Below are 24501 nucleotides of genomic sequence, written 5' to 3'. Positions count from 1 at the left end.
GAACCGCTTCGACGCCAAAACAGAAGCGGACAGATCATGTGCTACCAAACCGGACAACTTGATTAGCTACCGACAGGCAAACGGCCAGATTCTCAGGGCAACGAATCCGGGCTAACGGGTTCCTTCGGAGCCTTCGTCGGGGCGCTGGTGATGGAGCCTTGAACGGAAAAACCCGCCTGTGCGGCGGGTCCCTGGCGCAACCCAGCACCATGACCAGATATCTACCATAGTTGCCTTCACCCCGTCAAGAAAAAATTCCTATTAGGAGGTCGCCGGCACTGCCGGACTGGCGTCCTCAGGCCTCGTTAACCCGAGTTCGAAATCTTGGCCGGATTGCTGGCCGGCGAAGTGGCTGACATTGTCTACCGCGGTCGGGACCGCGTCGCTCCGGGCCAGCCTCTGACGCAAGCTGACTTTCCGGCGGATTTGGCCTTGTAACCTGCCCGTTCAGCCGTTATCTAGTGCGCCGCGCCGGCAACGGCCGACCATGACCGCGGAGAGGTGGCAGAGTGGTCGAATGCACCGCACTCGAAATGCGGCATGGGTGCAAGCCCATCGGGGGTTCGAATCCCTCCCTCTCCGCCATCCTGCTTCTGTATAGCCCGGAGACATGGGTAACAGTTTGCCCGCTGTAGCCAAGGCGTGACGCGCCAACCGGTTCAGCTCAATTCGGATGATGTCCCGCGATTGCGCCCAGAAAAATTTCCCCGAATTCCCTAAGCTTTGCCGCTCCCACGCCATTCACCTCGGCGAACGCGTCGAGATCGCGCGGGCGGCGTTCGGCCATGTCGATCAGCGTGCGGTCGGAGAACACGACATAGGCCGGCACCTGCCGCTCCTTGGCCAGCCGCAGCCGCAGCGCCTTGAGCGCGCCCAGCAGCGATGCATCCACACCCTCGGCGCCGGCGGCGGAGCCTTCCCCGGATCGCTTCCTGCCGCGCGCGAGAGGGTCCCGCATCTCGACGCGATAATGGAACGCAACCTCGCCGCGCCCGAGGGCGCGGCCGCTTTCGGAAATGGCGAGGCCGCCATGGCCGTCCGGATCCGGCACAAGGAATCCGCCGGCGACCAGTTGCCGGATAAGCGACAGCCAGACCGTTTTCCTATGCGCCGCGCCGGCCCGGAAACTGGTCAGCGTTTGATGGCCTCTCGCCAGTACTTTCTCCGTCTCGTGGCCGAGCAGTATGTCGATGACATGGGCGGCGCCGAAGCGCTCGCCGGTCTGCGCGACGGCCGTCAGGATGATCCGCGCTTCCGCTCCGCCATCGGCGCGCGGCGCCTGGTCGAGGCAGTTGTCGCAATTGCCGCAGGGCGCTGCCTGTTCGCCGAAATAGCCGAGCAGGATCTGCCGACGGCACTGTACCGCCTCGCAATAGCCGATCAACGTATCGAGCCGGCGATGCCCGCGCCTCTTGTGCTCAGGTGATGATTCTTCGTCGTCGATGAACAGGCGCCGCATGCGGATATCGCCGAGCCCGTAGAGCATATGCGCCTCGGCTGCCCGCCCGTCGCGGCCGGCGCGGCCGATCTCCTGATAGTAGGCTTCGAGGCTGCCCGGCAGGTCGGTGTGGAAGACATAGGCGACGTCGGGCTTGTCGATGCCCATGCCGAAGGCGATGGTCGCCACCATGACGACGCCGGAGAGCGTCATGAAAGTGTTTTGGTTCGCCTCACGCGCCTCCTTGCTCATCCCGGCGTGATAGGCGAGCGCGGTCACGCCGTTCTTCTCGAGAAAAGCCGCCATCTCCTCGGTCTTCTTGCGCGACAGGCAGTAGACGATGCCGCTTTTGCCCGCGTGACGCTCGACGAAGCGCAGCAACTGGCGCTTGCTGTCCTGCTTGGCCTCAAGGGCAAGCTTGATGTTCGGCCGGTCGAAACCCAGCACCACGGTTTCGGCGCGCCCGGCGAACAGACGCGCTTCGATATCGGTGCGGGTAGCCTCGTCCGCCGTCGCCGTCAGCGCGATGATCGGCACTCGCGGGAAAATGGAGCGCAGCCGCGACAGATCCTCATATTCGCGCCGGAACGCCGGGCCCCATTGCGAGATGCAATGCGCCTCGTCGACGGCGATCAGGCTGACGTCGAGCCTGGCCAACGCCTCGAGCATCCGCTCCGTCATCAGCCGCTCCGGCGCGAGGTAGAGCAGGCGCGTCTGGCCGGAGGCGACACGGCGCCATGCCGCGACATTGGCCTCGCGCTCGATCGAGGAGTTGATCGTATCGGCCGCCACGCCGGCAAGGCGCAACGCCGCGACCTGATCCTGCATCAGCGCAACCAGCGGCGAGACAACGATGGCAAGGCCGCCCAGGACCAGCGCCGGAACCTGGTAGCAGAGCGATTTGCCCGCACCCGTCGGCATGACGGCCAGCACATGGCGTCCGCCCAGCAGCGCGTCCATGATTTCGGCCTGGCCGGGACGAAAATCGTCGAAGCCGAACACGTCCTTCAACACGCGTTGCTTGGGGTCTGGTGCATCCGGCGGAACGCTCGCCGTCGATATTGGCATCTCGCAGTGGTCCCCGTTTGGCTGAGGCAACGTTCTTAAAGCGAAGATCGCCGGAACGCTATCCGCGGATGCGCGGGGTGGCATGTCCACCGGCCCCAATTCGTGCCTTCCCTTGCGACATCAGCACCCCTGCTGGATTCTCTCACGTGCTGCGATGTAAGCTTGCCCGGGACGACCAGGGAGAGAGCGATGCTGCAGACCAGACAGGATGCTCTCGGCGAACGCTTCAAGCAGCAGCGCGCCGCCTTCGAGGCGCAGCCCTTTCCGGGCCTCGATGTCCGCAAGGATCACCTCGCCCGGCTGCTGGCGCTCACGGAGAGGCATGAGGCCGACATCTGCGCGGCAATCGACACCGACTTCGGCGGCCGCTCGGCGCATGAGACCCGCCTTGCCGAACTGTTCGTGGTGCGGGCCGGCATCCGCCACGCACTGTCCCACCTAAAAGGCTGGATGCGGGAACGCGGCGTCGCCACCACCTTGCCGTTCCTACCGGGCAGGAACCGGCTCGTCGCGCAGCCGCTCGGTGTCGTCGGCATCGTATCGCCCTGGAATTACCCTTTCCAGCTCGCCGTCGCGCCGGTCATTGCGGCGCTCGCCGCCGGCAATCGCGTGCTGGTCAAACCATCCGAATTGACGCCCGCCTTTTCAGCACTGCTGGCGCGCCTGGCCGCCGAGCATTTCGCGCCGGACGAACTCAGCGTCATCACCGGCGACGCTGAGGTCGGCAAGGCATTCGTGTCGATGCCTTTCGATCACCTGCTGTTCACCGGCTCGACGGCCGTCGGCCGCCAGGTCGCATTGGCCGCCGCGGCCAACCTGACCCCGGTCACGCTGGAACTCGGCGGCAAGTCGCCGGCGATCTTCGACCCCTCATGCGACCTCGATGCGGCGGCGGCCAGCGTCGCCTATGGCAAGCTCCTCAATGCCGGGCAGACCTGCATCGCGCCGGACTACCTGCTGGTGCCCAAGGGACAGTCAGGCATCGTGGCAGAGAAACTCGCGGCGGCTATGGCGAAGCTCTACCCCAGCCTGCGCGACAATCCGGACTATACCGCCATCGTCAGCGACCGGCATTATCAGCGCCTGCGGGCCATGATCGCGGAGGCCCGAGACGCCGGCGCCGATGTCATCGAAATCAACCCGGCCGGCGAGGCGTTCGGCGCCGCAGACCGCAAATTGCCGCCGACCCTGGTCAGGAACGCCGATCCCGACCTGCGGCTGATGCGCGAAGAGATTTTCGGGCCGGTGCTGCCGATCCTCGAATATGCCGGGATCGACGACGCCATCGCCCATGTCAACCGGGCCGACCGGCCGCTGGCGCTCTACTGGTTCGGGCGAGACGGCGGCAACCAGCAACGCATCCTGCACGAGACCATCGCCGGCGGCGTCACCATCAACGATTGCATGCTGCATCTGGTGCAGGAGAACCAACCCTTCGGCGGCGTCGGCGCCAGCGGCATGGGCGCCTATCACGGGGAATGGGGCTTTCGCACCTTCAGCAAGGTGAAGCCGGTTTTCCTGCAGTCGCGCTTGAGCGCGGGGAGCCTTCTGCGTCCGCCCTATGGCAGGACCTTCGAACGGCTTTTCGGCCTGCTCAGGCACATCACTTGAACGCCGTGCGGCGCCCGCCGCCGGCGACGCGATCACATGGCGGCGCTATCACATGGCGTCCGCGCGTTAAGCCTATCTTCACCATGATTCGGCAGGCTCCATTTCCTGCGGCCACGTTTCGAGTACCGCGGCGCGCAAGCGCCCAGGCAACAGACCCGCGCCTCTCCGGAGGCGCGGGTTTTTCATTTGGAAACAGCGCGCCGAAACGAGCGTCCATCGCTCATCGCATGGCCGGCCCTCAGGCGAGGAAATCGGCGCGGTGCGGCGTAAAGCTGTCGACCAGCCGGCCGGCTTCGAGCGCCTTGACGCCATGCACCAGGCCTGACGGCACGATGAAGCTGCCGCCTGTCTCGATGATTTCGGTCCGGCCGTCGATGGTCACCTCGAAGCGGCCCTCGGCGACGTAGCTTGCCTGTACATGCGGATGCGAATGCAGGGCGCCGACGCCGCCCTTGTCGAAGGCGAACTCGACCATCATCAGTTCATCCGTGTGCAGGAGAACGCGCCGCCTGTTGCCATCCGGCGTCGCCGTCCAGGCGCCCGCGCCGGCCTGGGAGAAGATTTTCGTTTCGCTCATCGCAATATCCTCATCGCGCCAGCCAGCCGCCGTCCACTGGCACCACCGCGCCATGCATATAGTCCGACGCCGACGCCAGCAGGAAGGCCGCCGCATCGCCAATGTCTTCCGGCCGGCCCCAGCGGCCGGCCGGAATGCGCGCCAGGATCGAGGCGCTGCGGTCGGGATCGGCGCGCAGCGCCTGCGTATTGTTGGTTTCGATATAGCCCGGCGCGATGCCGTTGACGTTGATACCTTTCGCTGCCCATTCGCAGGCGAGCAGCCGGGTGATGCCGAGCACGCCGTGCTTCGAGGCGGTGTAGGACGCGACGCGGATGCCGCCCTGGAAACTCAGCACCGAGGCGATGTTGACGATCTTGCCCCTGCGTCCGCCGGCAAGGACGCGCCTGGCGAAGCCTTGGCAGAGCAGAAAAGCCGTCTTCAGGTTGAGGTCGAGCACCTCGTCCCAATCGGCTTCCGAGAGATCGACGGCGTCGGCGCGCCGGATGATGCCGGCATTGTTGACCAGCCCGTCGAGCGGCCCGCTTTCGTCCCAGACGCGCTCCAGCATCGGACCTGCGGCGGATGTGTCGGCAAGGTCGGCCGCGACCGCCTCGAACCGACCGCCCGCCGCGGCGATCCTTGCGGCCGTCTCATCCATCGAGGAGCGGCCGACGCCGACGACCATGCCGCCGGCGCGCGCGATCGAGACGGCAATGCCTTGGCCGATTCCGGTGTTGGCGCCGGTGACGAGGATGCGCCGACCGGTCAGGCTGAAGGCGGAGAAATCGCTCACCGCAGGTCTTCCATCGCAACCGGATCGACATCGGTGTAGTCGACATTGTCGCCGGCCATCGCCCAGATGAAGGCATAGCTGGAGGTGCCGGCGCCTGAATGGATCGACCAGCCGGGCGACAGCACGGCCTCCTCGTTGCGCATGACGATATGGCGGGTCTCGTCCGGCTCGCCCATGAAATGGAAGACGCGCGCCGCCTCCGGCAGGTCGAAATAGAGATAGGCCTCCATGCGCCGGTCGTGCACATGGCACGGCATGGTGTTCCAGATGGAGCCCGGCGCGAGTTGCGTCATCCCGACGACGAGCTGGCAGGTCCTGGCCCCGTCGGCATGGATGAACTGGAAGATCGAGCGTTCATTGCAGGCCTCCTTGCTGCCGAGATCGAGACGCCTGGCGTCACCGATGCGGATCAGCCGGCTGGGAAAGGTTTGATGCGCCGGCGCGCTGAGCAGATAAAACTTTGCCGGCGCCGCCTTGTCGACTGAGGCAAACGACACATCCTGCGTGCCCATGCCGAGATAGAGCATGTCGCGTACCTGCAACTCATGGAGCTGGCCTCCGGCTTCGATCGTGCCGGCGCCGCCGATATTGACGGCGATCAACTCGCGGCGCTCGAGAAAGCCTTTCGTTCCAGTCGGCTTGATTGCCTCCAGCCGAAGCGGCGCGCCGGCCGGCATCGCGCCGCCCACGATCATGCGGTCGTAATGTGTGTAGGTCAGGCTGACGCGGCCGGGCTGGAACAGGTCTTCGATGTGGAAATTGTGGCGCAACTCGTCGGTCCCCATGGCCGCGGCGGCGGCGGGGTCGATGGCAAAGCGCGATGTGTAGTCGGTATGGTTCTGGCTCATTGCTGTCCTGACTTGAGATGGATCATTCGCCGCCGGCCGCCTTGACCGAGTCGGAATAATAGACCTGCCGCGCATGCAGGCGCTCGCGATAGCGCTGCTGGCTGGCCGAGAGGTGCGTGCGCATCGCCTCGCGCGCGGCTTCGGCATCGCCCGATGTGATCGCGTTCAGGATCACCAGGTGCTCACGCTGCAGCCCGCGCTGATAGCTGTCGGACTGCACAAGCTCGGTCGACCAGGGCGAGGTCACATCGCACGGAATGGCGCGCCGGCCGAGCACGTCGAGCATCTCGACATAGAACGGGTTATTGGTGGCGCTGGCGATGGCGCGATGGAAGGCGAGATCGGCCGGACCGGTCGGCTCGCTGGCGAGCAACAGCCGCTCGAACTCGAAGAAGGCTTCCTGGATCGCCGCTTCCTGGGCCGCGTTGCGGCGGATAGCGGCGAGCCCGGCCGATTCGATCTCGATGGCGAGCCGCACTTCGAGCACGTTGAGTGCGATCGAATCCTTGCTGCCCATATCGGCCGCGAGCGCCCCGAACATCGTCGAGATGTGCTCTGTGACGAAGACGCCGGCGCCCTGCCGCGGCTCGACCAGGCCATCGGCGGCGAGCTTGGCCAGGGCTTCGCGGATGACGGTGCGGCTGACGCCGAAGGTTTCGGTCAACTGGCCCTCGGTCGGCAGTTTGTGGCCGGGCAGGATCTCGCCTGCCTGAAGCTGCCTGCGAATTGCCGCGACGACGGTCTCCGACAGTTTGGGTTTTCTCTCGACCCTGAGGTCGGTTGCGCTATCCAATGCCATGTCGTCCTCTATTTGAACACGCTCGGCAACCAGAGCGAGATGGCCGGAATATACGTCACCAGCCCGAGAACCACGATACCGGCGCCATAGAACGGCCAGATCGAGCGCATCGCTTCCCAGACCGTGATCTTGCCGACGGCGCAGGCGACGAACTGCACCGTGCCGACCGGCGGCGTGTTCAGCCCGATGCCGAGATTGAGGATGGTGATGACGCCGAAATGCACGGGATCCACGCCATAATGCGTGACCAGCGGCAGGAAGATCGGCGTGCAGATGATGATCATCGGTCCCATGTCCATGAAGGTGCCGAGCACCAGCATCAGGACATTGAGCAGCAGCAGCACGACGAGCGGATCGGTGGAGATCGCATTCATGCCGGCGATCAGCAGCACCGGCACTTTGAGATAGGCCATCAGCCAGCTGAAAGAAGCCGCCGTACCGATGATCAACAGCACCATCGAAGTGGTGCGCACGGCGCCCTTGGTGGCGTGGACGAAATCGCTCCAGCCCATCGAACGGTAAACGAGGACGGTAACAAGCAAGGCGTAGAGAATGGCGATGCACGAACTCTCCGTCGCTGTGAAGATTCCGGAGCGGACGCCGCCGAAGATGATGCCGATCAGGAGCAGTCCGGGAATAGCGATGAGCGCCAGCTGCCCGACGCGCGAAAAACCGGGGAAGGCCTCGACCGGATAGCCGCGGCTGCGGGCGACGAAATAGGCGGTGACCATCAGCGAGGCGGCGAACAAAAGGCCCGGTAGTATGCCGGCGGTGAACAGGTCGGCGATCGAAATCTTGCCGCCCCCGGCGATCGAATAGATGATCATGTTCTGCGATGGCGGCAAAAGCAGCGCGATCAGCGCCGCCATCGAGGTGACGTTGACGGCATAGTCGGCGCCATAGCCGCGTGCCTTCATCTGCGGGATCATCAGCCCGCCGACGGCCGCGGCCTCGGCCACGGCCGAGCCGGAAATGCCGCCGAACAGCGTGCCGGCGATGATGTTGACCTGGCCGAGACCGCCTCGGACATGGCCGACCAGGGAGCCGGCAAAGGAAACGATGCGCTGCGCGATGTCGCCGCGCACCATCAGATCGCCGGCATAGATGAAGAACGGGATCGCCATCAGGGAGAACGCGCTCATGCCCGACTTCATTTGCTGGAACACGACCAGGGGCGGCAGGCCGAGATAGAGCACGGTGGCGAAGGAGGCCGCACCGAGGCAGAACGCGATCGGCGTGCCGCCGAACATCAGCAGCGTGAAGACGCCGAACAGGATCCAGAGCTCCATCTAGGCCTCCTGCACCGCCGGCATCTCCGGCACGTCCTCGAGATTGATGTCCTTGTCGATATCGACGCCCGACCAGCGCAGCGCGATGCGCTCGGCCGAGAACAGGCAGATCAGCACGCCGCCGGCGACCAGCGGCAGATAGTCGAAGCCGCCCGGCAGCTCGAGCGCCGGGATGATGGTGTGCCAGGTCAGGCCGACAAGCTTGCAGCCGTACCAGACCATGCCGAATCCGAAGCCGAGCACGATCAGGTCGGACAGCGTGCGCAACGCTCCCTTGCTGCCTTTCGGCAGGACATAAAGCAGCACGTCGAACCCCATATGGTAGTTCTCCCGCACGCCGACGGCGGCGCCGAGGAAGATGAACCAGTTCATCAGCATGATGGCGCTGGTTTCGGTCCAGCTCGGCGACGAATTGAGCACGAAGCGGAAGAAGACCTGATAGGCGACGAGCGCGGTCATGGCGACCAAGCCGATGCCGGCCAGGTAGAGTGCCCCGTCGCAGATCCTCGAAAGCACGACGCTGAACCGTGGCGGCGCCGCGCTGCTTGTCATTGTCGCCATCTGATCCTCCCGATCGCCGGCCGGTCACGAAGGCGCGGGACGGCGTGCATTGCCCGCCCCGCGGCCGACTTCACTTGGTTGCCTGGACGCGGGCGGCGAGGTCCTTCAGCGCCGGCGTCGACAGGTATTTGTCGTAGACCGGCTTCATCGCGTCGATCAGCGGCTGCTTGTCGATCTCGCTGACCTTGACGCCTGCCTTTTCGACGATGTCGCGGGATTTCTTCTCCTGCGCGTCCCACAGTTCGCGCATCTTGACGACGCTGTCCTTGGCCGCCTGGCGCACGATCGCCTGGTCTTCCGGCGAGAGCTTGTCCCAGCTCGCCTTCGCCATCACCAGCACTTCCGGAACGATCTGGTGCTGGTCGAGCGTGTAGTGCTTGGCGACCTCATAGTGCTTGGCGGATTCGAAGCTCGGCCAGTTGTTTTCCGCGCCGTCGATGACGCCGGTCTCAAGTGCCGAATAGACTTCGCCATAAGCCATTGGCGTGGCGTTGGCGCCCAGTGCGTTGACCATGTCGACGAACACGTCCGACTGGATGACGCGGAATTTCATGCCCTTCAGATCGGCGATCGAGGCGATGTCCTTCTTGGTGTTGTAGAAGGAGCGCGCGCCGGAATCGTAGAAGGCCAGACCGACCAGGTCATGTGCCTCGAAAGCTTTCAGGATGTCGTCGCCGATCGGCCCGTCCATGACATGGCGCATATGTTCGACCGAGCGGAATATGTAGGGCAGCGACGGCACCGCGGTTTCCGGCACGATGCCGTTGAACGGCCCCATCGAGACACGGTTGAGGTCGATGACGCCGGTCTGGGTCTGCTCGATCGTGTCCTTCTCCTCGCCGAGCTGCGCCGAATGATAGACCTCGACCGAATAGCGGCCATCGGTGCGCTGCTTGATCAGCTCGCCCATGTATTTCACCGCCTCGACCGTCGGATAGCCGTCGGGGTGCGTGTCGGCCGACCGCAGCACGGTTTGCGCGTTGGCGATGCCAATCAGCAGCGAGCCGAACGCGAATGTAGCCGCCGTCAATTTCGAAAAATGCAACATGCTTTCCTCCCTTTTTCAAAAATCAAGGCGCCGGCTCAGAGCCGGCGCATCACCAGCCCGTCATCCCTGCTCAATCTTGGCCATTTCGGTCAGCATCCGGTGCGGGCGAGCGAGCGTGGACGCGCGTCGGTGCTAAGCAGCAAATCCGCATCTGTCAGTGCCACGGTGATCCTCCCAAGAGGCGCTATCGGTAGGGTCGCAAGGAAATAATGTCAACATACAAAAAATGGATTGTTGTATGATGACTTTGGATCGGCAACCGGCCATTGTGTGGGACGGCAGTGGATGTTACGCCGCTGCCGTTTCTCCTTCGCCGACCTTACGGGGCGGCTCCCAAAGGCCAATCGGGGACTTCGCACAGCAATGAACAGGCGTCTTTCGAAGGATACGATCACGACGTTGCCGGCGAGGATCGCCGTGCCGCGTTTTGATCGCGCATCGGTCACGCAAGGCATCGTGCATCTGGGGGTCGGCGCCTTTCATCGCGCCCACCAGGCAGCCTATGTCGACGATTGCCTGGCTGCCGGAGAAACGGATTGGGGCATCGTCGGCGTGTCGCTGCGCAGTGCCGAGACGCGCGATGCGCTGGCGCCGCAGGACGGGCTCTACACGCTGGCGATCCGCAGCGGGGGCGAGGAAAGTCTTCATGTCATCGGCTCCATCGGCGCGATGCTGGTGGCGCCGGAAGATCCCGCCGCCGTGCTGGCCGCGCTGACCGATCCGCGCACCCGCATCGTGACGCTGACCATCACCGAGAAAGCCTATCTGCGGGCCGCCGGCGGCGGGCTCGACGCAGCCCACCCTGATATCGCCCACGATCTGGCGAACCCGCATCTGCCGAAGACCGCGCACGGTTTTCTGGCCGAGGCGCTTGCACGCCGTCGCGCGACCGGCTTGCAGCCCTTCACCGTGCTCTGCTGCGACAACCTGCCTGCCAACGGGGCGACCTTGCACAGGCTGCTGGTGGAATTCGCCACGCTGCGCGATGCCAGCCTCGGTGAGAAGGGCGCTACCAGGCTTGCCGGCCATATCGCCGACGAGGTCGCGTTTCCCTCGAGCATGGTCGATCGCATCGTGCCGGCCACGACCGATGCCGACCGGGCGCGGATCGCTCTCGAGCTCGGCGTCGACGACGCCTGGCCGGTCATGACCGAGCCGTTCCGCCAGTGGGTGGTCGAGGACAATTTTCCGGCAGGCCGCCCGGCCTGGGAAAAGTTCGGCGTCACCATGGTCGGGGATGTCAGGCCCTTCGAGGACATGAAGCTGAGACTGCTCAATGGAGCGCATTCGGCCATTGCCTATCTCGGCCTGCTCAGCGGACACGCCACCGTCGACCGCGCCTTCGCCGATCCGGCGATCAGGCGCTTTGTCGATGCGCTGTGGGCCGAGGCAATCCCGACGCTGCCCACCGATGCCGGGCTGGATACCGCGAGCTATACGGCAGAGCTTGCCCAGCGTTTCTCCAACACAGCACTTGCCCACCGCACCGCGCAGATCGCCAATGACGGCAGCCAGAAACTGCCGCAGCGCATCATGGCCTCCGCGATCGAGCGCCTCCATTCAGGCGCCGCGCCCGGACATCTCATGCTGGCGGTTGCCGCCTGGATCGCCGCCTGCGAAGCGCGCGGCAAATCCCTGCCCGACGGCCATTTTACCGATCCGCTTGACATGCCGATGACGGCGATCATTGACCGGAATCTGCCCGCTGCCGAAACCGTCGCGGCAGTGTTCGATCTCGCCGGCTTCGCGACCGGGGCGCCTGAGCGGCCAGGATTGATGGACCTTGCGGCCGTCCATCTCGAGCAGTTGCGCCGTGGCGGACCGGCTCAGGCCTTCGCGGCATTGGGCATTTAAAAACAAAAAAGCGAGGCAAGGCCCCGCTTTTCAGTCGACTACTGGTGCCAGCCTCAAGCCGGCAGGATGGCGCCTTCCAGCGTGGTGAGCTGGCTGAGGAATTGTTCGGCCTTCGTGCGCGACCGGTCGTCCTTGGCGTCGGCGGCGTCTTCCCTGGCTTCCTGGATGCGGCGCGCGAGATCGGCGCGGTCGACATCCTTCACCGCGACAGCCGATTCCGCCAGCAGCGTGCAGCCGGCCGGAACGATGTCGGCGAAACCGCCGAAGACGACGTAACGCTCTTCACCGCCCGATGCGGCCTTCACCGTGACGACCCCCGGCTTGATCGTGGTCATGACCGGTGCGTGATGCGCCATGACAGTCATCTCGCCTTCCGCACCCGGAATGACGACTGCCTCGACCTCTGCGGAAACCAGCAGGCGCTCCGGCGAGACCAGTTCGAACTTGAAAGCTTCTGCCATGATCAATTTAGCGAGTAGGGAATAGTGAGTAGGGAAGTAGGGAGAAAGGGCAATTGCCCCCGGTCACCTGCCTGCCATTCACTACTGACTACTGACTACTCCCTATTCCCTTGATTAAGCCGCTTCAGCCGCGAGACGCTGTGCCTTCTCGACCGCTTCCTCGATGCCGCCGACCATGTAGAAGGCGGCTTCCGGCAGGTGGTCGTAGTCACCGTTGCAGAGGCCCTTGAAGCCCTTGATGGTGTCGGCGAGGTCGACCAGCTTGCCCGGCGCGCCGGTGAACACTTCGGCGACGAAGAAGGGCTGCGACAGGAAGCGCTCGATCTTGCGGGCGCGGGCCACCGTCTGCTTGTCCTCTTCCGACAGCTCGTCCATGCCCAGGATGGCGATGATGTCCTGCAGCGACTTGTAGCGCTGGAGGATCGACTGCACCTGGCGCGCGACGGCATAATGCTCTTCGCCGACCACCAGCGGGTCGAGCATGCGCGAGGTCGAATCCAGCGGATCGACGGCCGGATAGATGCCCTTTTCGGCGATCGAGCGGTTGAGCGTCGTCGTCGCGTCGAGGTGGGCGAACGAGGTCGCCGGCGCCGGGTCGGTCAAGTCGTCGGCCGGCACGTAGATGGCCTGCACCGAGGTGATCGAGCCCTTGGTGGTGGTGGTGATGCGTTCCTGCAGGGCGCCCATGTCCGTGGCGAGCGTGGGCTGGTAGCCCACGGCCGACGGGATACGGCCAAGCAGCGCCGACACTTCCGAACCGGCCTGCGTGAAGCGGAAGATGTTGTCGACGAAGAACAGCACGTCCTGGCCCTGGTCGCGGAAATATTCGGCGACCGTCAGGCCGGTCAGGCCGACGCGGGCACGCGCGCCCGGCGGCTCGTTCATCTGGCCATAGACCAACGCCGCCTTGGAGCCTTCGCCGCCGCCCTTCTTGTTGACGCCGGATTCGATGAACTCGTGATAGAGGTCATTGCCCTCGCGGGTGCGCTCGCCGACGCCGGCGAACACCGAATAGCCGCCATGCGCCTTGGCGATGTTGTTGATCAGTTCCTGGATCAGCACCGTCTTGCCGACGCCGGCGCCGCCGAACAGGCCGATCTTGCCGCCCTTGGCGTAGGGCGCGAGCAGGTCGAGCACCTTGATGCCGGTGATCAGGATCTGTGCTTCCGTCGACTGTTCGATATAGGCCGGGGCCGGCTGGTGGATCGAGCGCAACTCGACCGCGTCGACCGGGCCTGCTTCGTCGACCGGCTCGCCGATGACGTTGATGATGCGGCCGAGCATGCCCGGACCGACCGGCACGGCGATCGGGCCGCCGGTGTCGCGTACTTCCTGGCCGCGCACCAGGCCTTCGGTGGAATCCATGGCGATGCAGCGCACGGTGTTTTCACCCAGATGCTGGGCAACTTCGAGAACCAGGCGGTTGCCGACATTGGTGGTCTCGAGCGCATTCAGGATCGGCGGCAGGTGATCGCCGAACTGCACGTCGACCACGGCGCCGATGACCTGCCGGACCTTGCCGACGATGCCGGTGGCCTTGCTGGCCACGGCCGGGGTTTTTACCGCGGCGGCCCTGGTCGGCGCTGCCGCTTTCTTGGCCGGAGCCGCCTTCGCTGCTGCGGCCGGAGCCTTTGCCGGTGCCGCCTTGGCCGGGGCTGCCGCCTTGGGAGCCGCCGTCTTGGGGGTCGCTGCTTTCGCCATCGTCTTTACCCTTTTCGTCCTTTGTTTCTCGCGCGGTCGGATCGAGGTCGTTGACCCCGGGAAACCGCGCCTAGAGCGCCTCGGCGCCCGAAATGATTTCGATCAGTTCCTTGGTGATCTGCGCCTGGCGCTGGCGGTTGTAGGTGATCGACAGCTTGTTGATCATCTCGCCGGCGTTGCGCGTGGCGTTGTCCATCGCACTCATCTTGGCGCCCATTTCGCCAGCCGCGTTTTCGAGCAGCGCGCGGAAAATCTGCACCGCGATGTTGCGCGGAATGAGCTCGGACAGGATTTCACCCGGCTCGGGTTCGTATTCGTAGACGGCGCTGGCGCCGTCAGCAGCCTCGGCCGGAGCGGACGAAGCAGCGGCCGGAATGATCTGCTGCGCGGTCGGAACCTGGCTGATCACCGACTTGAACTGCGAATAGAACAGCGTGCAGATGTCGAAGCCGCCCTCATTGAACAGGTGGATGACCTTGCGGGCGATCGTGTCGGCATTGACGAAGCCGAGCGTCTTGACCTCGCGCAGGTCGATCCGGTCGAGGATCATCGACGCATAGTCGCGGCGCAGGATATCGAAACCCTTCTTGCCGACGCAGATGATCTTGACCTGCTTGCCGTCGGCCAGGAGCCTGCGGATGTGGTCGCGGGCAAGACGGGCGATCTGAGAATTGAAGCCGCCGCACAGGCCGCGCTCGGCCGTGCAGACAACGAGCAGGTGCACGTCGTCCTTTCCGGTGCCGGTCATCAGCGCCGGGGCATCGCCACCGCCGCCGATCGCCTGGGTGATGTTGGCCAGCACGGAACCCATGCGCTCCGAATAGGGGCGCGCCGCTTCCGCGGCCTCCTGTGCACGGCGCAGCTTCGCCGCGGCGACCATCTGCATCGCCTTGGTGATCTTCTGCGTCGCCTTGACCGAGGCGATACGGTTACGAAGGTCTTTTAATGAAGGCATGCTTCAAACCTGATCCCGTCTTGTCTCATCCGGACTGGCGCTTCGCTCAGGCGAAGGTCTTGGCGAAAGCGTCGATCTCGGCCTTCAGCTTGCCGCGCAGATCGTCCGACAGCGCCTTTTCCTTGCGGATGGCGTCGAGGACGTCCTTGCCGGCCGAACGCATGTGGCTGAGCAGGCCATGCTCGAACTTGCCGACCTGGTTGACCGGCAGCTTGTCAAGATAGCCGTTGACGCCGGCGAAGATCACCGCGACCTGCTCTTCCGTCTTCAGTGGCGAGAACTGCGGCTGCTTCAGGAGCTCGGTCAGGCGCGAACCGCGGTTGAGCAGGCGCTGCGTGGCGGCATCGAGATCCGAGCCGAACTGCGCGAAGGCCGCCATTTCGCGGTACTGCGCGAGCTCGCCCTTGATCGAGCCGGCAACCTGCTTCATCGCCTTGATCTGCGCCGAGGAGCCGACGCGCGACACCGACAGGCCGACATTGACGGCTGGACGGATGCCCTGGAAGAACAGGTTGGTTTCGAGGAAGATCTGGCCGTCGGTGATCGAGATCACGTTGGTCGGGATATAGGCCGACACGTCGTTGGCTTGGGTTTCGATGACCGGCAACGCCGTCAGCGAACCGTTGCCCATGTCGTCATTGAGCTTGGCGGCGCGCTCGAGCAGGCGCGAGTGCAGGTAGAAGACGTCGCCCGGATAGGCTTCGCGGCCCGGCGGGCGGCGCAACAGCAGCGACATCTGGCGATAGGCGACGGCCTGCTTCGACAGATCGTCGTAGCTGATCAGCGCATGCATGCCGTTGTCGCGGAAATACTCGCCCATGGTGCAGCCGGCGAACGGCGCCAGGAACTGCATCGGCGCCGGATCGGAAGCGGTGGCGGCGACGATGATCGAATATTCGAGCGCGCCGCGCTCTTCCAGCACCTTGACGAACTGCGCCACGGTCGAGCGCTTCTGGCCGACGGCGACATAAACGCAGTAGAGCTTTTCCTTCTCGGGGCCGTTGTCGTGCACCGACTTCTGGTTGAGCATCGTGTCGAGGATGATGGCGGTCTTGCCGGTCTGGCGATCGCCGATGACCAGCTCGCGCTGGCCGCGGCCGACCGGGATCAGCGCGTCGATGGCCTTGAGGCCCGTCGACATCGGCTCATGCACCGACTTGCGCGGAATGATGCCGGGCGCCTTGACGTCGACGCGCTTGCGTTCGGTCGCCTTGATCGGGCCCTTGCCGTCGATCGGGTTGCCGAGCGCGTCGACGACGCGGCCGAGCAGGCCCGGACCGACCGGAACGTCGACGATCGCGCCGGTGCGCTTGACGGTGTCGCCTTCCTTGATGTCGCGGTCGGCGCCGAAGATGACGACGCCGACATTGTCGGCTTCGAGATTGAGCGCCATGCCGCGGATGCCGCCGGGGAATTCGACCATCTCGCCGGCCTGGACATTGTCGAGGCCGTAGACGCGGGCGATACCGTCACCGACGGACAGCACCTGTCCGACTTCGGAGACCTCGGCCTCCTTGCCGAAATTCTTGATCTGGTCTTTCAGAATTGCGGAAATTTCCGCGGCGCGGATGTCCATCAGCCGACCTCTTTCAGTGCAAGCTTGAGCGAATTGAGTTTGGTTTTGAGCGACGTATCGATCTGGCGCGAGCCCATCCTGACCACCAGCCCGCCGAGCAGCGACGGATCGACGGTGACGGAGATGGAAACGTCCTTGCCGGCAACGCTCTTCAGCGCCGCCTTGAGTTCAGTCTGCTGGGCAGCGCTCAATTGGTGAGCCGATGTTACCTCGGCGGTCGTCTCGCCACGATGCTCGGCGGCGATCTGGCGGAATGCCCTGATCATGCCGGGCACGGCGAACAGCCGGCGGTTCTTGGCGACGACGCGCAGGAAATTGCCGGTCAGGCCGGTGATCCCGGCCTTGTCGGCGATCGCCGCGATGGCCTTGGCCTGGTCCTCGCTGGAGAACACCGGGCTGTTGATCAGCCGGGTCAAGTCGGCGCTGCCCGCGAGCATCGCCTCGAAACTGTTGAGGTCGGCTTCGACCTTGGCGACGGAATTCGCCTGCGATGCCAGTTCGAACAGCGAACCCGCATAGCGTTCTGCGACACCTGAGATTGGCGATGACGATTGGGCCACGGACCGTCTTTTCTCTTGTCTGACAGGCCGCAGATTGTTGGCGCGAGCGAAAACTCTGGCTAAATCTTTGACCTTACTGCATTTTTTCAAGCACGGAGGCGCGGCTTCCGCTATCCCCGGCCGAAAGTCGATTGCCGTCTAGCACAGGCCTTTTAAGACCGCAATGCGTCGTTCCGCATGGTTTTCAGGCACTATTGTCGCATCCGGGGACGAAGTCCCTGGATTGCCTGCGGATTCAGGGCAGGAAGCCGAAGGCAAAGGCAAGCGGCAACGCCGCCAGCGCCAGTTCCACGACGATGGAAACCCAGTTGAAGGGCGTGTTGGCGCCATCCGACATCATCGACAGCAACCGGCCGAAGGCGGTGAACAGCCAGGAGAAGCCGAGCGCCATGTAGATCAGCGGCTGCGCCAGCAGGATGCAGCACAGGCCGACGCCGAGATAGAAGCCCGACATGCGGCCGCGCCCTTCGGCGATCGCCGCCGCCTTCTCCGGCTTGACCTGCAAGCGCAGAATGCGGAAGGCAAGCCCCGGCGCCAGGAAAAGCACCAGGCCTAGCAGCACCGTGACGACGGCGCTCGACCAGGCCAGCCATTCGCCCTGGCTCACCGGCCATGGAAACGCAAAATCCATAGTGTCCCCTCGTAAATGCCGCTCTGAAATCGCGGGCATTCTAGCGGAGGAAAAGCCGCGCGCCAGATGGCGGCCGGCACTTTAGGCCAAACGCATCAGGAGAGCGCGAAGGCGACCGCCGCTTCAGCATGGATGCGCGTCGTGTCGAAGACCGGAATGTCGAAATCCTGCTGGCCGATCAACATCGTGATTTCGGTGCAGCCCATGATCACGCTGTCGACATTTTCATCGCGCCGCAGGCGGTTGATCTCGGCGATATAGGCGGTTTTCGATGGCTCGGTGACGATGCCCTGGCAGAGCTCGTCATAGATGATGCGATGGACCATGTCGCGTCCTGCCTGGTCCGGCACGATCGGCTGCAATCCATATGTGTCGGCAAGCCGGCGCTTGTAGAAATCCTGCTCCATGGTGAACCGCGTTGCGAGCAGCGCCGGGCGCCGCATGCCGGCCGCCTTGACAGCGGCTGCGGTGGCGTCGGCGATGTGGGTCAGCGGGACCGATACCGAGGCCTGCACCTGGTCGGCGAGCTTGTGCATGGTGTTGGTACACAAAAGCAGGCCTTCCGCGCCAGCTGACTCGAGCTTGCGCGCGGCATCGACCAGAAGCGCGCCGGCGCCGTCCCAGTCCCCGTGATGCTGCAGCTCGGCGATCTCGGCGAAGTCGAAGGACCACAGCAGCAATTTCGCCGAATGCAGCCCGCCGAGACGCTGCCTCACGAGATCGTTGAGCAGGCGATAATAGATCGTCGTCGATTCCCAGCTCATGCCGCCCAGAAGGCCAAGGGTTTTCAAAACGGTTTCCTTTCCTTGCAGCGACTTATGATACAGTCCAAGGCGATGTTGAGGGCTACTCGATGAAAACAAAATCCAGCAGCAAAGCACGCAGCGAACTGTGCGCCGTGGTCGCTGAAGCCAGCAAAGGCAGCCCGACAACAATCACCAAGCGGGGACGCCCCGTGGCCATAGTGATATCGATCGAGGACGCCCGTCGACTCTATCCTGAAGAGTTTAGGCAACGAACTGAAGGACACGACCAGCAATCCGCGCGAAAGCTGAGCGACCTTACAAAAAGCTCTGCGGATCAATGTCGACCTGCACCCGGACCGAGCCGCGCTGCTTCGGCCCGTTGGCGAGCATGGTCCGGATAAACCCTTGCATGTCGGCGCGGCGCTCGCCCTGGATCAGCAGGCGGAAACGGTGACGGCCGCCGAGCAGCGACAGCGGCGCTTCGGCCGGCCCGAGCACGAACAGGTCGGATGCCTCCGGCGCGGCACGGCGCAGGCCGCGTGCATGGCCCTCGGCTTCCGCCCGCGTCACCGCGCTGACGATGACGCCGGCGAGCCGGCCGAAGGGTGGCAGAGCCGCCCGCTCGCGCTCGGAAATCTCGCGCTCGTAGAACGCATCGGCATCGCCGGAGACGATCGCCCGCATCACCGGATGGTCGGGCTGGAAGGTCTGCAGCAGGCCGAGGCTCTTCTTGCCGGTGCGCCCGGCGCGGCCGGTCACCTGGCTGAGCAGCTGGAAGGTGCGCTCGGCGGCGCGCGGATCGCCATTGGCAAGGCCGAGATCGGCATCGACGACACCAACCAAGGTCATGTTGGGGAAATTGTGCCCCTTGGCGACGAGCTGCGTGCCGATGACGATGTCGGCCTCGCCATTGGCGATGGCTTCCAGCTCCAGCCGCAGCCGCCGCACGCCGCCCATCAGATCCGACGACAAAACGATTGTGCGCGCATCCGGGAAATGGGTGACGACTTCCTCCGCGATGCGCTCGACGCCCGGCCCGCAGGCGACCAGATGATCGAGCGTGCCGCATTCCGGACAGGCTTCCGGACGGCGCTCATTGTGCCCGCAATGGTGGCAGACGAGCTGGCCGCGAAAGCGGTGCTCGACCAGCCAGGCCGAGCAGACCGGGCAACCGAAGCGGTGACCGCAGACGCGGCACAGCGTCAGCGGCGCATAGCCGCGCCGGTTGAGGAACAAAAGCGATTGTTCCTTCCTCTCCAGCGTCCGTCGCATATGGTCGAGCAGCACCGGCGACAGGAAGCCGCCGCGCGCCGGCGGCGCGCGCCGCATGTCGATCGCTTTCAGGTCGGGAAGTGCCGCCTCGGCGAAGCGGGCGGACAGCACCGCCCTGGCGTAGCGGCCCTGGCTGGCATTGACGCGGCTCTCGACCGATGGCGTCGCCGATGCCAGCACCACGGGGAAGCCACCTATATGGCCGCGCACGACAGCCATGTCGCGGGCATTGTAGAAGACGCGGTCTTCCTGCTTGTAGGCGGGGTCGTGCTCCTCGTCGACGACGATCAGGCCAAGCTCCTTGAACGGCAGGAACAGCGCCGAGCGTGCGCCGGCCACGACCCGCACGCCGCCTTCCGCCACCTGCCGCCAGACGCGTTCGCGCATCCTCGGCGGCAGGTCGGAGTGCCATTCGGCGGGCTTGGCGCCAAAACGCTGCTGGAACCGTTCGAGGAAAGCGTGGGTCAATGCGATTTCGGGCAGCAGGATCAGCACCTGCTTGCCCCGGTCGAGTGCCGCCGCCACCGCCTCGAAATAAACCTCCGTCTTGCCCGAACCAGTGACGCCGTCGAGCAGTGCGACGTTGAAGCCGCTGCCCGCGACATTGGCGCGCAGCAGCCGCGCGGCTTCGTTCTGGTCGGGCATCAATTCCGGCGCGGCGTAGGCTGGGTCGGGCTCCGCCACCACGGGCCGCGGCGGGATCATCACCGTTTCGAACACGCCTTGCGCCTTCAGCCCTTCGATTACCGTCGACGACACGCCGGCCGCATGGGCAAGGCCGGATCGCGTCCAGGCCAGTCCGCCTTCGGCCGTCTCCAGCACGCGGGCCCGCGCATCCGTCATCCGGTCCGGAACGGCCGCGGTTCGCTGCAATCCCTCGATCCACGGTTCCGGATCGAAGGCCTCCGGCGCCCTCAGCAGCATGCGCGCCACCATGCCCGGCGCCGACAGCGTATACTGCGCCACCCAGTCGACGAAACGGCGCATCGCCCGATCGATCGGCGGACAGTCGAAGACCTGTTCGATCGGGCGCAGCTTTTTCGCGTCGACCGTCTCGACCGCGCCGTCCCACACGATGCCGGCGACCTGGCGGGGGCCGAGCGGCACGCGCACGATCGAGCCCGGCACCACCCGCATGCCGGCGGGCACGGCATAGGTGTAGGGGCGTTCGGCCGGCATCGGCACCAGCACCGGTGCGGCTGCGACAAAGGGCGAATCTTCGATCATGAGGCGTGACCTTGCCCCGACTTTGCTCTAGATCAAAGGGCAACGCTGAACGTGCCTTCCCAAGCACGAGGAAATCGTCAGGAGACCGCCATGAAATTTTTTGCCGACACCGCCGACATCAAGGAAATCCGCGAACTGATTGATCTGGGGCTGCTCGACGGCGTCACCACCAACCCGTCGCTGATTCTCAAATCGGGCGGCAAGATCTCCGAGGTCACCAAGCAAATCTGCGACATCGTCGAAGGTCCGGTTTCGGCCGAGGTCGTAGCCACCGAATACAAGCAGATGATGGCGGAGGCCGAGGTGCTGGCCAAGATCGCGCCGAATGTCGCCATCAAGGTGCCGTTGACGCTGGATGGATTGAAGGCCTGCAAGACGATCCGCACCCAGATGAACCGCATGGTCAATGTCACGCTCTGCTTCTCGGCCAACCAGGCGCTGCTCGCCGCCAAGGCAGGCGCCTCCTTCATCTCGCCCTTCGTCGGCCGCATCGACGATACCGGCTCGGACGGCATGGAAGTGATCCAGGAGATCCGTCAGATCTACGACAATTACGATTTCCAGACCGAGATCCTGACGGCTTCCGTGCGCACCGTGAACCACGTCAAGCAGGCGGCGCTCATCGGCGCCGATATCGTCACCGCGCCGCCCGCGACACTGAAGGCGCTGGTCAATCACCCGCTGACTGACAAGGGTCTTGCCGCCTTCCTCGCCGACTGGGCCAAGACCGGCCAGAAAATCGGCTGAGCGAGCTTATATCCGACACGAAAAAAGGCCGGGCAACCGGCCTTTTTTCGTGCGCTGCGGATCAAGAGGCCGGTCAGTCCGTGCCGTCATCCTCAGCTGCGGTTACCGGCGGGCGCCGGCCCATGATGATCTCGCGCTTGCCGACATGGTTTGGTGCACCGACCAGACCCTCCTTCTCCATGCGCTCGACCAGGGACGCGGCGCGGTTATAGCCGATGCCGAGGCGGCGCTGAATGTAGGACGTCGAGCACTTCTTGTCGCGCAACACCACCTTGACCGCCTCGTCATAGCTGGTATCGCCGTCCTCCGACGCAACGGCGCCCTTGTCGAAGACCGCGCCCTCATCGCCTTCGTCTTCCTCTTCATCCTCGTCGGCCGTCACGGTTTCCAGGTATTCGGGGCGACCCTGCGCCTTCAGATGCGCCACAACATGCTCGACCTCCACGTCGGAGACAAACGGGCCGTGCACGCGGGCGATGCGCCCGCCGCCCATCATATGCAGCATGTCGCCCTGACCCAGCAGCTGCTCGGCGCCCTGCTCGCCAAGGATGGTGCGGCTGTCGATCTTGGAAGTGACCTGGAAGGAAATCCGGGTCGGGAAATTGGCCTTGATCGTGCCCGTGATGACATCGACCGAGGGGCGCTGCGTCGCCATGATCAGGTGGATGCCGGCCGCGCGCGCCATCTGCGCCAGGCGCTGGATGGCGCCTTCGATCTCCTTGCCGGCGACCATCATCAGGTCGGCCATCTCGTCGACGATGACGACGATGTAAGGCATTGGCGCGAGGTCGATTTCCTGCTCCTCGAAGAGCGGCTCGCCGGTGCCTTTTTCGAAGCCCGCCTGCACGGTCATGACGACCGTCTCGCCGTTTTCGCGGGCAGCGGCGGCGCGCTGATTGTAGCCGTCGATATTGCGCACGCCGAGCCGCGCCATCTTGCGATAGCGGTCCTCCATCTCGCGCACCGCCCATTTGAGCGCGGTAACGGCCTTTTTTGGATCGGTGACGACCGGGGTCAGAAGATGCGGGATGCCGTCATAGACGGAGAGTTCGAGCATCTTGGGATCGACCATGATCAGCCGGCATTCCTCCGGCTTCAGCCGGTAGAGCAGCGACAGGATCATCGTGTTGATGGCAACCGACTTGCCGGAACCGGTGGTGCCGGCAACGAGCAAGTGGGGCATCTTTGCCAGTTCGGCGATGACAGGCTCACCGCCGATCGTCTTGCCGAGGCAGAGCGCCAGCTTGCAGCCGGTCTTGCGGAAGCCCTCCGATTCGATCAGCTCGCGGAAATAGACGGTTTCGCGCGCCTCGTTCGGAAGCTCGATGCCGATGACGTTGCGGCCCGGCACGACGGCGACGCGCGCCGAGATCGCCGACATGGAGCGGGCGATGTCGTCGGCGAGACCGATGACGCGGGAGGATTTGACGCCCGGCGCCGGCTCGAATTCATAGAGAGTGACGACCGGACCGGGGCGAACATGGATGATCTCGCCGCGCACGCCGAAATCCTCGAGCACGCTTTCCAGAAGATCGGCATTCTGCTCGAGCCGCTCCTGCGACATGTAGAAGCCTTGTCCCTCCGGCGGCTGCTGCAACAATTCTTCTGAGGGGAGTTCGTACGTCTCGCCCGTCGCGGTCGGCACGATCCTGCCGACCAGTGGCGCTCGCGACGATGCGCGCGCAGCCGGAGCCGGTACGGCTTGCTCCAAACTTTGCGTGACCAGTGCCGGAACGGCATTGCTTGCGACGGCGGGAATTGCGGCCGGAGCCCGGGCTTGCTGCGGCACGCGGTTCGCCGCCGGCTGAACCGCGGCCTGGTTGGAGTTGGCCGGACGGACATCCGGCACGGCGGACGGAGCTGGCGACCCGGGAAGGCATTCGATGACACGGAACAACGCGGTCGGATCGGCCGTTGGCGCGGGGCGGTTGTCGATCCGCTCGGTGACCACAGGCGCGGTCGTGCGTGCAACCGAAACGGCCCGAGGCGCGGGTGACGGGCCTTCGACCAAATAGGGCGCCATGACCTCGAAAAAGACGTGATCCGACAGATAGGGCCAGCGCACATTTTCGCGCGCCGTCGTCTTGACCGGGGCTGTCGCTGCTTGGGCGGACGCTGCCGGTGCGGACGCCCGCGCCGCCGCAGTCATCCTGTGGCCCGCAGGCGTAGCGGCGGCCCGCGCCTTTTCGCCGGCATGCCCTGACGGAACGGGGGCCGGGGCCGGTTGCACCACCGCTCTGTTGCCGACGGGCGGCCTGGCGGCGCCCGAAGAAAGGTTTCGGCTTGGTATCGGCGCCGATGAAGACGTCCCAGCCGCGGTGGATTGGCCAGGTGCCTGCGGTGCTGGTGATTCGCTTTGCTCGACGGCAATCGCCTCGTCCCGCGGACGGCGCGTGCTGGCTTCATAGTCCGGCGTGCGCGTAAACCGCACATTGGGCGCCAGGAAGAAATAGTCTTGCCAGGCAGGGCTTTCGTTGCCGCCGAGATCGACAGGGGATGGGGAAGGGCCGGCTCCTGCTGCTCTTGCCCGCTGGCTGTCCGCCTTGTTGTCCACACCCGTGAAACGCTTCACCCCGGGGTCATCGGGCGACGCTGCCTTCAATGAACTGACCCGAGGAAAACGCTTGGATTCCATGCTCAAGACTCACGCTGAAATGTCTGCTGAGCAATAGAGAGCGAGTGGTTAACAGTTGCTTCCCGTCGGCCCCCCAAGAGCGGCGAAGCGTGACTTTCACAGCGGTGTCGGACGATCGGATC

The 24501-nt window shown here is 64.7% G+C and carries 20 protein-coding genes and 1 tRNA gene; 4 read left to right on the top strand and 17 right to left on the bottom strand.

What is annotated here, in order from left to right; all coding sequences use genetic code 11:
- Positions 1-495 precede the first annotated feature (495 nt).
- Positions 496-585 (top strand) — tRNA-Ser (locus FJ951_RS27690).
- A 79-nt stretch (positions 586-664) separates the two neighbouring features.
- On the opposite strand, the gene recQ is transcribed toward FJ951_RS27690, so the two are convergent.
- Positions 665-2506 carry a DNA helicase RecQ gene (gene recQ, locus FJ951_RS27685; protein WP_140518253.1) on the bottom strand — a complete coding sequence of 614 codons (1842 nt, stop codon included), beginning with the start codon at positions 2504-2506 and terminating at the stop codon, positions 665-667.
- A 189-nt stretch (positions 2507-2695) separates the two neighbouring features.
- Here recQ and FJ951_RS27680 point away from each other — a divergent pair, with 189 nt between their 5' ends.
- A complete protein-coding gene (locus FJ951_RS27680; RefSeq protein ID WP_140518252.1) occupies positions 2696-4117 on the top strand; it encodes a coniferyl aldehyde dehydrogenase in 1422 nt (473 codons plus the stop codon).
- A 238-nt stretch (positions 4118-4355) separates the two neighbouring features.
- Here FJ951_RS27680 and FJ951_RS27675 read toward each other — a convergent pair whose 3' ends face one another.
- From FJ951_RS27675 to FJ951_RS27645, 7 genes are all read right to left on the bottom strand, one after another.
- The gene (locus FJ951_RS27675; RefSeq protein WP_140518251.1) at positions 4356-4694 is read right to left on the bottom strand and encodes a cupin domain-containing protein; all 339 of its coding nucleotides are present in this window, start codon (positions 4692-4694) and stop codon (positions 4356-4358) included.
- Between the two features lie 10 nt (positions 4695-4704).
- Positions 4705-5469: a 2-dehydro-3-deoxy-D-gluconate 5-dehydrogenase KduD gene (gene kduD, locus FJ951_RS27670; RefSeq protein ID WP_140518250.1), complete on the bottom strand. Its 765-nt coding sequence runs from the start codon at positions 5467-5469 to the stop codon at positions 4705-4707.
- The gene (kduI, locus tag FJ951_RS27665) at positions 5466-6317 is read right to left on the bottom strand and encodes a 5-dehydro-4-deoxy-D-glucuronate isomerase (protein ID WP_140518249.1); all 852 of its coding nucleotides are present in this window, start codon (positions 6315-6317) and stop codon (positions 5466-5468) included. Before kduI ends, kduD begins: the two co-directional genes overlap by 4 nt.
- A gap of 22 nt (positions 6318-6339) precedes the next feature.
- Entirely contained in the window at positions 6340-7116 is a 777-nt protein-coding gene (locus FJ951_RS27660; RefSeq protein WP_140518248.1) for a FadR/GntR family transcriptional regulator, read from the bottom strand.
- An 8-nt stretch (positions 7117-7124) separates the two neighbouring features.
- Complete coding sequence (locus FJ951_RS27655; protein ID WP_140518247.1) at positions 7125-8405, bottom strand: TRAP transporter large permease; 1281 nt, start codon at positions 8403-8405, stop codon at positions 7125-7127.
- A complete protein-coding gene (locus FJ951_RS27650) occupies positions 8406-8957 on the bottom strand; it encodes a TRAP transporter small permease (RefSeq protein WP_140493500.1) in 552 nt (183 codons plus the stop codon). It abuts the gene before it with no gap.
- A 79-nt stretch (positions 8958-9036) separates the two neighbouring features.
- Complete coding sequence (locus tag FJ951_RS27645; protein WP_140492983.1) at positions 9037-10014, bottom strand: TRAP transporter substrate-binding protein; 978 nt, start codon at positions 10012-10014, stop codon at positions 9037-9039.
- Positions 10015-10377: 363 nt separating this feature from the next.
- On the opposite strand from FJ951_RS27645, the gene FJ951_RS27640 reads away from it, so the two are divergent.
- Entirely contained in the window at positions 10378-11868 is a 1491-nt protein-coding gene (locus FJ951_RS27640; RefSeq protein ID WP_140518246.1) for a mannitol dehydrogenase family protein, read from the top strand.
- A gap of 53 nt (positions 11869-11921) precedes the next feature.
- Here FJ951_RS27640 and FJ951_RS27635 read toward each other — a convergent pair whose 3' ends face one another.
- The 8 genes from FJ951_RS27635 to FJ951_RS27590 all read right to left on the bottom strand — a co-directional run bounded on the left by FJ951_RS27635 (position 11922) and on the right by FJ951_RS27590 (position 20997).
- Positions 11922-12329 carry a F0F1 ATP synthase subunit epsilon gene (locus tag FJ951_RS27635; RefSeq protein WP_140492977.1) on the bottom strand — a complete coding sequence of 136 codons (408 nt, stop codon included), beginning with the start codon at positions 12327-12329 and terminating at the stop codon, positions 11922-11924.
- A 114-nt stretch (positions 12330-12443) separates the two neighbouring features.
- A complete protein-coding gene (atpD, locus tag FJ951_RS27630) occupies positions 12444-14030 on the bottom strand; it encodes a F0F1 ATP synthase subunit beta (RefSeq protein ID WP_181165201.1) in 1587 nt (528 codons plus the stop codon).
- A 70-nt stretch (positions 14031-14100) separates the two neighbouring features.
- Positions 14101-14985 (bottom strand): F0F1 ATP synthase subunit gamma, encoded by an 885-nt coding sequence (locus FJ951_RS27620; RefSeq protein WP_140492974.1) that lies wholly within the window; start codon positions 14983-14985, stop codon positions 14101-14103.
- Between the two features lie 46 nt (positions 14986-15031).
- Entirely contained in the window at positions 15032-16561 is a 1530-nt protein-coding gene (gene atpA / locus FJ951_RS27615; protein ID WP_140492971.1) for a F0F1 ATP synthase subunit alpha, read from the bottom strand.
- Positions 16561-17121: a F0F1 ATP synthase subunit delta gene (locus FJ951_RS27610; protein ID WP_140492968.1), complete on the bottom strand. Its 561-nt coding sequence runs from the start codon at positions 17119-17121 to the stop codon at positions 16561-16563. Before FJ951_RS27610 ends, atpA begins: the two co-directional genes overlap by 1 nt.
- A gap of 235 nt (positions 17122-17356) precedes the next feature.
- Positions 17357-17752, bottom strand: a complete 396-nt coding sequence (locus tag FJ951_RS27605; protein WP_140518245.1) for a DUF4345 family protein — start codon at positions 17750-17752, stop codon at positions 17357-17359.
- A gap of 95 nt (positions 17753-17847) precedes the next feature.
- Positions 17848-18543 (bottom strand): aspartate/glutamate racemase family protein, encoded by a 696-nt coding sequence (locus FJ951_RS27600; protein ID WP_140518244.1) that lies wholly within the window; start codon positions 18541-18543, stop codon positions 17848-17850.
- A 270-nt stretch (positions 18544-18813) separates the two neighbouring features.
- Positions 18814-20997 carry a primosomal protein N' gene (locus FJ951_RS27590; protein ID WP_140518242.1) on the bottom strand — a complete coding sequence of 728 codons (2184 nt, stop codon included), beginning with the start codon at positions 20995-20997 and terminating at the stop codon, positions 18814-18816.
- A 90-nt stretch (positions 20998-21087) separates the two neighbouring features.
- Here FJ951_RS27590 and fsa point away from each other — a divergent pair, with 90 nt between their 5' ends.
- Entirely contained in the window at positions 21088-21744 is a 657-nt protein-coding gene (fsa, locus tag FJ951_RS27585; protein WP_140518241.1) for a fructose-6-phosphate aldolase, read from the top strand.
- A 73-nt stretch (positions 21745-21817) separates the two neighbouring features.
- Here the strand turns inward: fsa and FJ951_RS27580 are convergent, their stop codons facing one another.
- Positions 21818-24379: a DNA translocase FtsK gene (locus FJ951_RS27580; protein ID WP_140518240.1), complete on the bottom strand. Its 2562-nt coding sequence runs from the start codon at positions 24377-24379 to the stop codon at positions 21818-21820.
- Positions 24380-24501: the final 122 nt, after the last annotated feature.

This window comes from Mesorhizobium sp. B2-2-3 (genome assembly GCF_006442405.1).
Taxonomy (GTDB): domain Bacteria; phylum Pseudomonadota; class Alphaproteobacteria; order Rhizobiales; family Rhizobiaceae; genus Mesorhizobium.
This window is presented reverse-complemented; position numbering and strand designations above follow the sequence as displayed.

What these genes read in the sequence shown, in the direction of transcription:
- atpA (WP_140492971.1), bottom strand. Translation starts at nt 16,561, where the DNA reads ATGGACATCCGCGCCGCGGAAATTTCCGCAATTCTGAAAGACCAGATC.
- fsa (WP_140518241.1), top strand. Translation starts at nt 21,088, where the DNA reads ATGAAATTTTTTGCCGACACCGCCGACATCAAGGAAATCCGCGAACTG.
- FJ951_RS27675 (WP_140518251.1), bottom strand. Translation starts at nt 4,694, where the DNA reads ATGAGCGAAACGAAAATCTTCTCCCAGGCCGGCGCGGGCGCCTGGACG.
- FJ951_RS27650 (WP_140493500.1), bottom strand. Translation starts at nt 8,957, where the DNA reads ATGACAAGCAGCGCGGCGCCGCCACGGTTCAGCGTCGTGCTTTCGAGG.
- FJ951_RS27645 (WP_140492983.1), bottom strand. Translation starts at nt 10,014, where the DNA reads ATGTTGCATTTTTCGAAATTGACGGCGGCTACATTCGCGTTCGGCTCG.
- FJ951_RS27590 (WP_140518242.1), bottom strand. Translation starts at nt 20,997, where the DNA reads ATGATCGAAGATTCGCCCTTTGTCGCAGCCGCACCGGTGCTGGTGCCG.
- FJ951_RS27655 (WP_140518247.1), bottom strand. Translation starts at nt 8,405, where the DNA reads ATGGAGCTCTGGATCCTGTTCGGCGTCTTCACGCTGCTGATGTTCGGC.
- FJ951_RS27640 (WP_140518246.1), top strand. Translation starts at nt 10,378, where the DNA reads ATGAACAGGCGTCTTTCGAAGGATACGATCACGACGTTGCCGGCGAGG.
- FJ951_RS27605 (WP_140518245.1), bottom strand. Translation starts at nt 17,752, where the DNA reads ATGGATTTTGCGTTTCCATGGCCGGTGAGCCAGGGCGAATGGCTGGCC.
- FJ951_RS27635 (WP_140492977.1), bottom strand. Translation starts at nt 12,329, where the DNA reads ATGGCAGAAGCTTTCAAGTTCGAACTGGTCTCGCCGGAGCGCCTGCTG.
- FJ951_RS27680 (WP_140518252.1), top strand. Translation starts at nt 2,696, where the DNA reads ATGCTGCAGACCAGACAGGATGCTCTCGGCGAACGCTTCAAGCAGCAG.
- FJ951_RS27620 (WP_140492974.1), bottom strand. Translation starts at nt 14,985, where the DNA reads ATGCCTTCATTAAAAGACCTTCGTAACCGTATCGCCTCGGTCAAGGCG.
- FJ951_RS27580 (WP_140518240.1), bottom strand. Translation starts at nt 24,379, where the DNA reads ATGGAATCCAAGCGTTTTCCTCGGGTCAGTTCATTGAAGGCAGCGTCG.
- FJ951_RS27660 (WP_140518248.1), bottom strand. Translation starts at nt 7,116, where the DNA reads ATGGCATTGGATAGCGCAACCGACCTCAGGGTCGAGAGAAAACCCAAA.
- recQ (WP_140518253.1), bottom strand. Translation starts at nt 2,506, where the DNA reads ATGCCAATATCGACGGCGAGCGTTCCGCCGGATGCACCAGACCCCAAG.
- kduI (WP_140518249.1), bottom strand. Translation starts at nt 6,317, where the DNA reads ATGAGCCAGAACCATACCGACTACACATCGCGCTTTGCCATCGACCCC.
- atpD (WP_181165201.1), bottom strand. Translation starts at nt 14,030, where the DNA reads ATGGCGAAAGCAGCGACCCCCAAGACGGCGGCTCCCAAGGCGGCAGCC.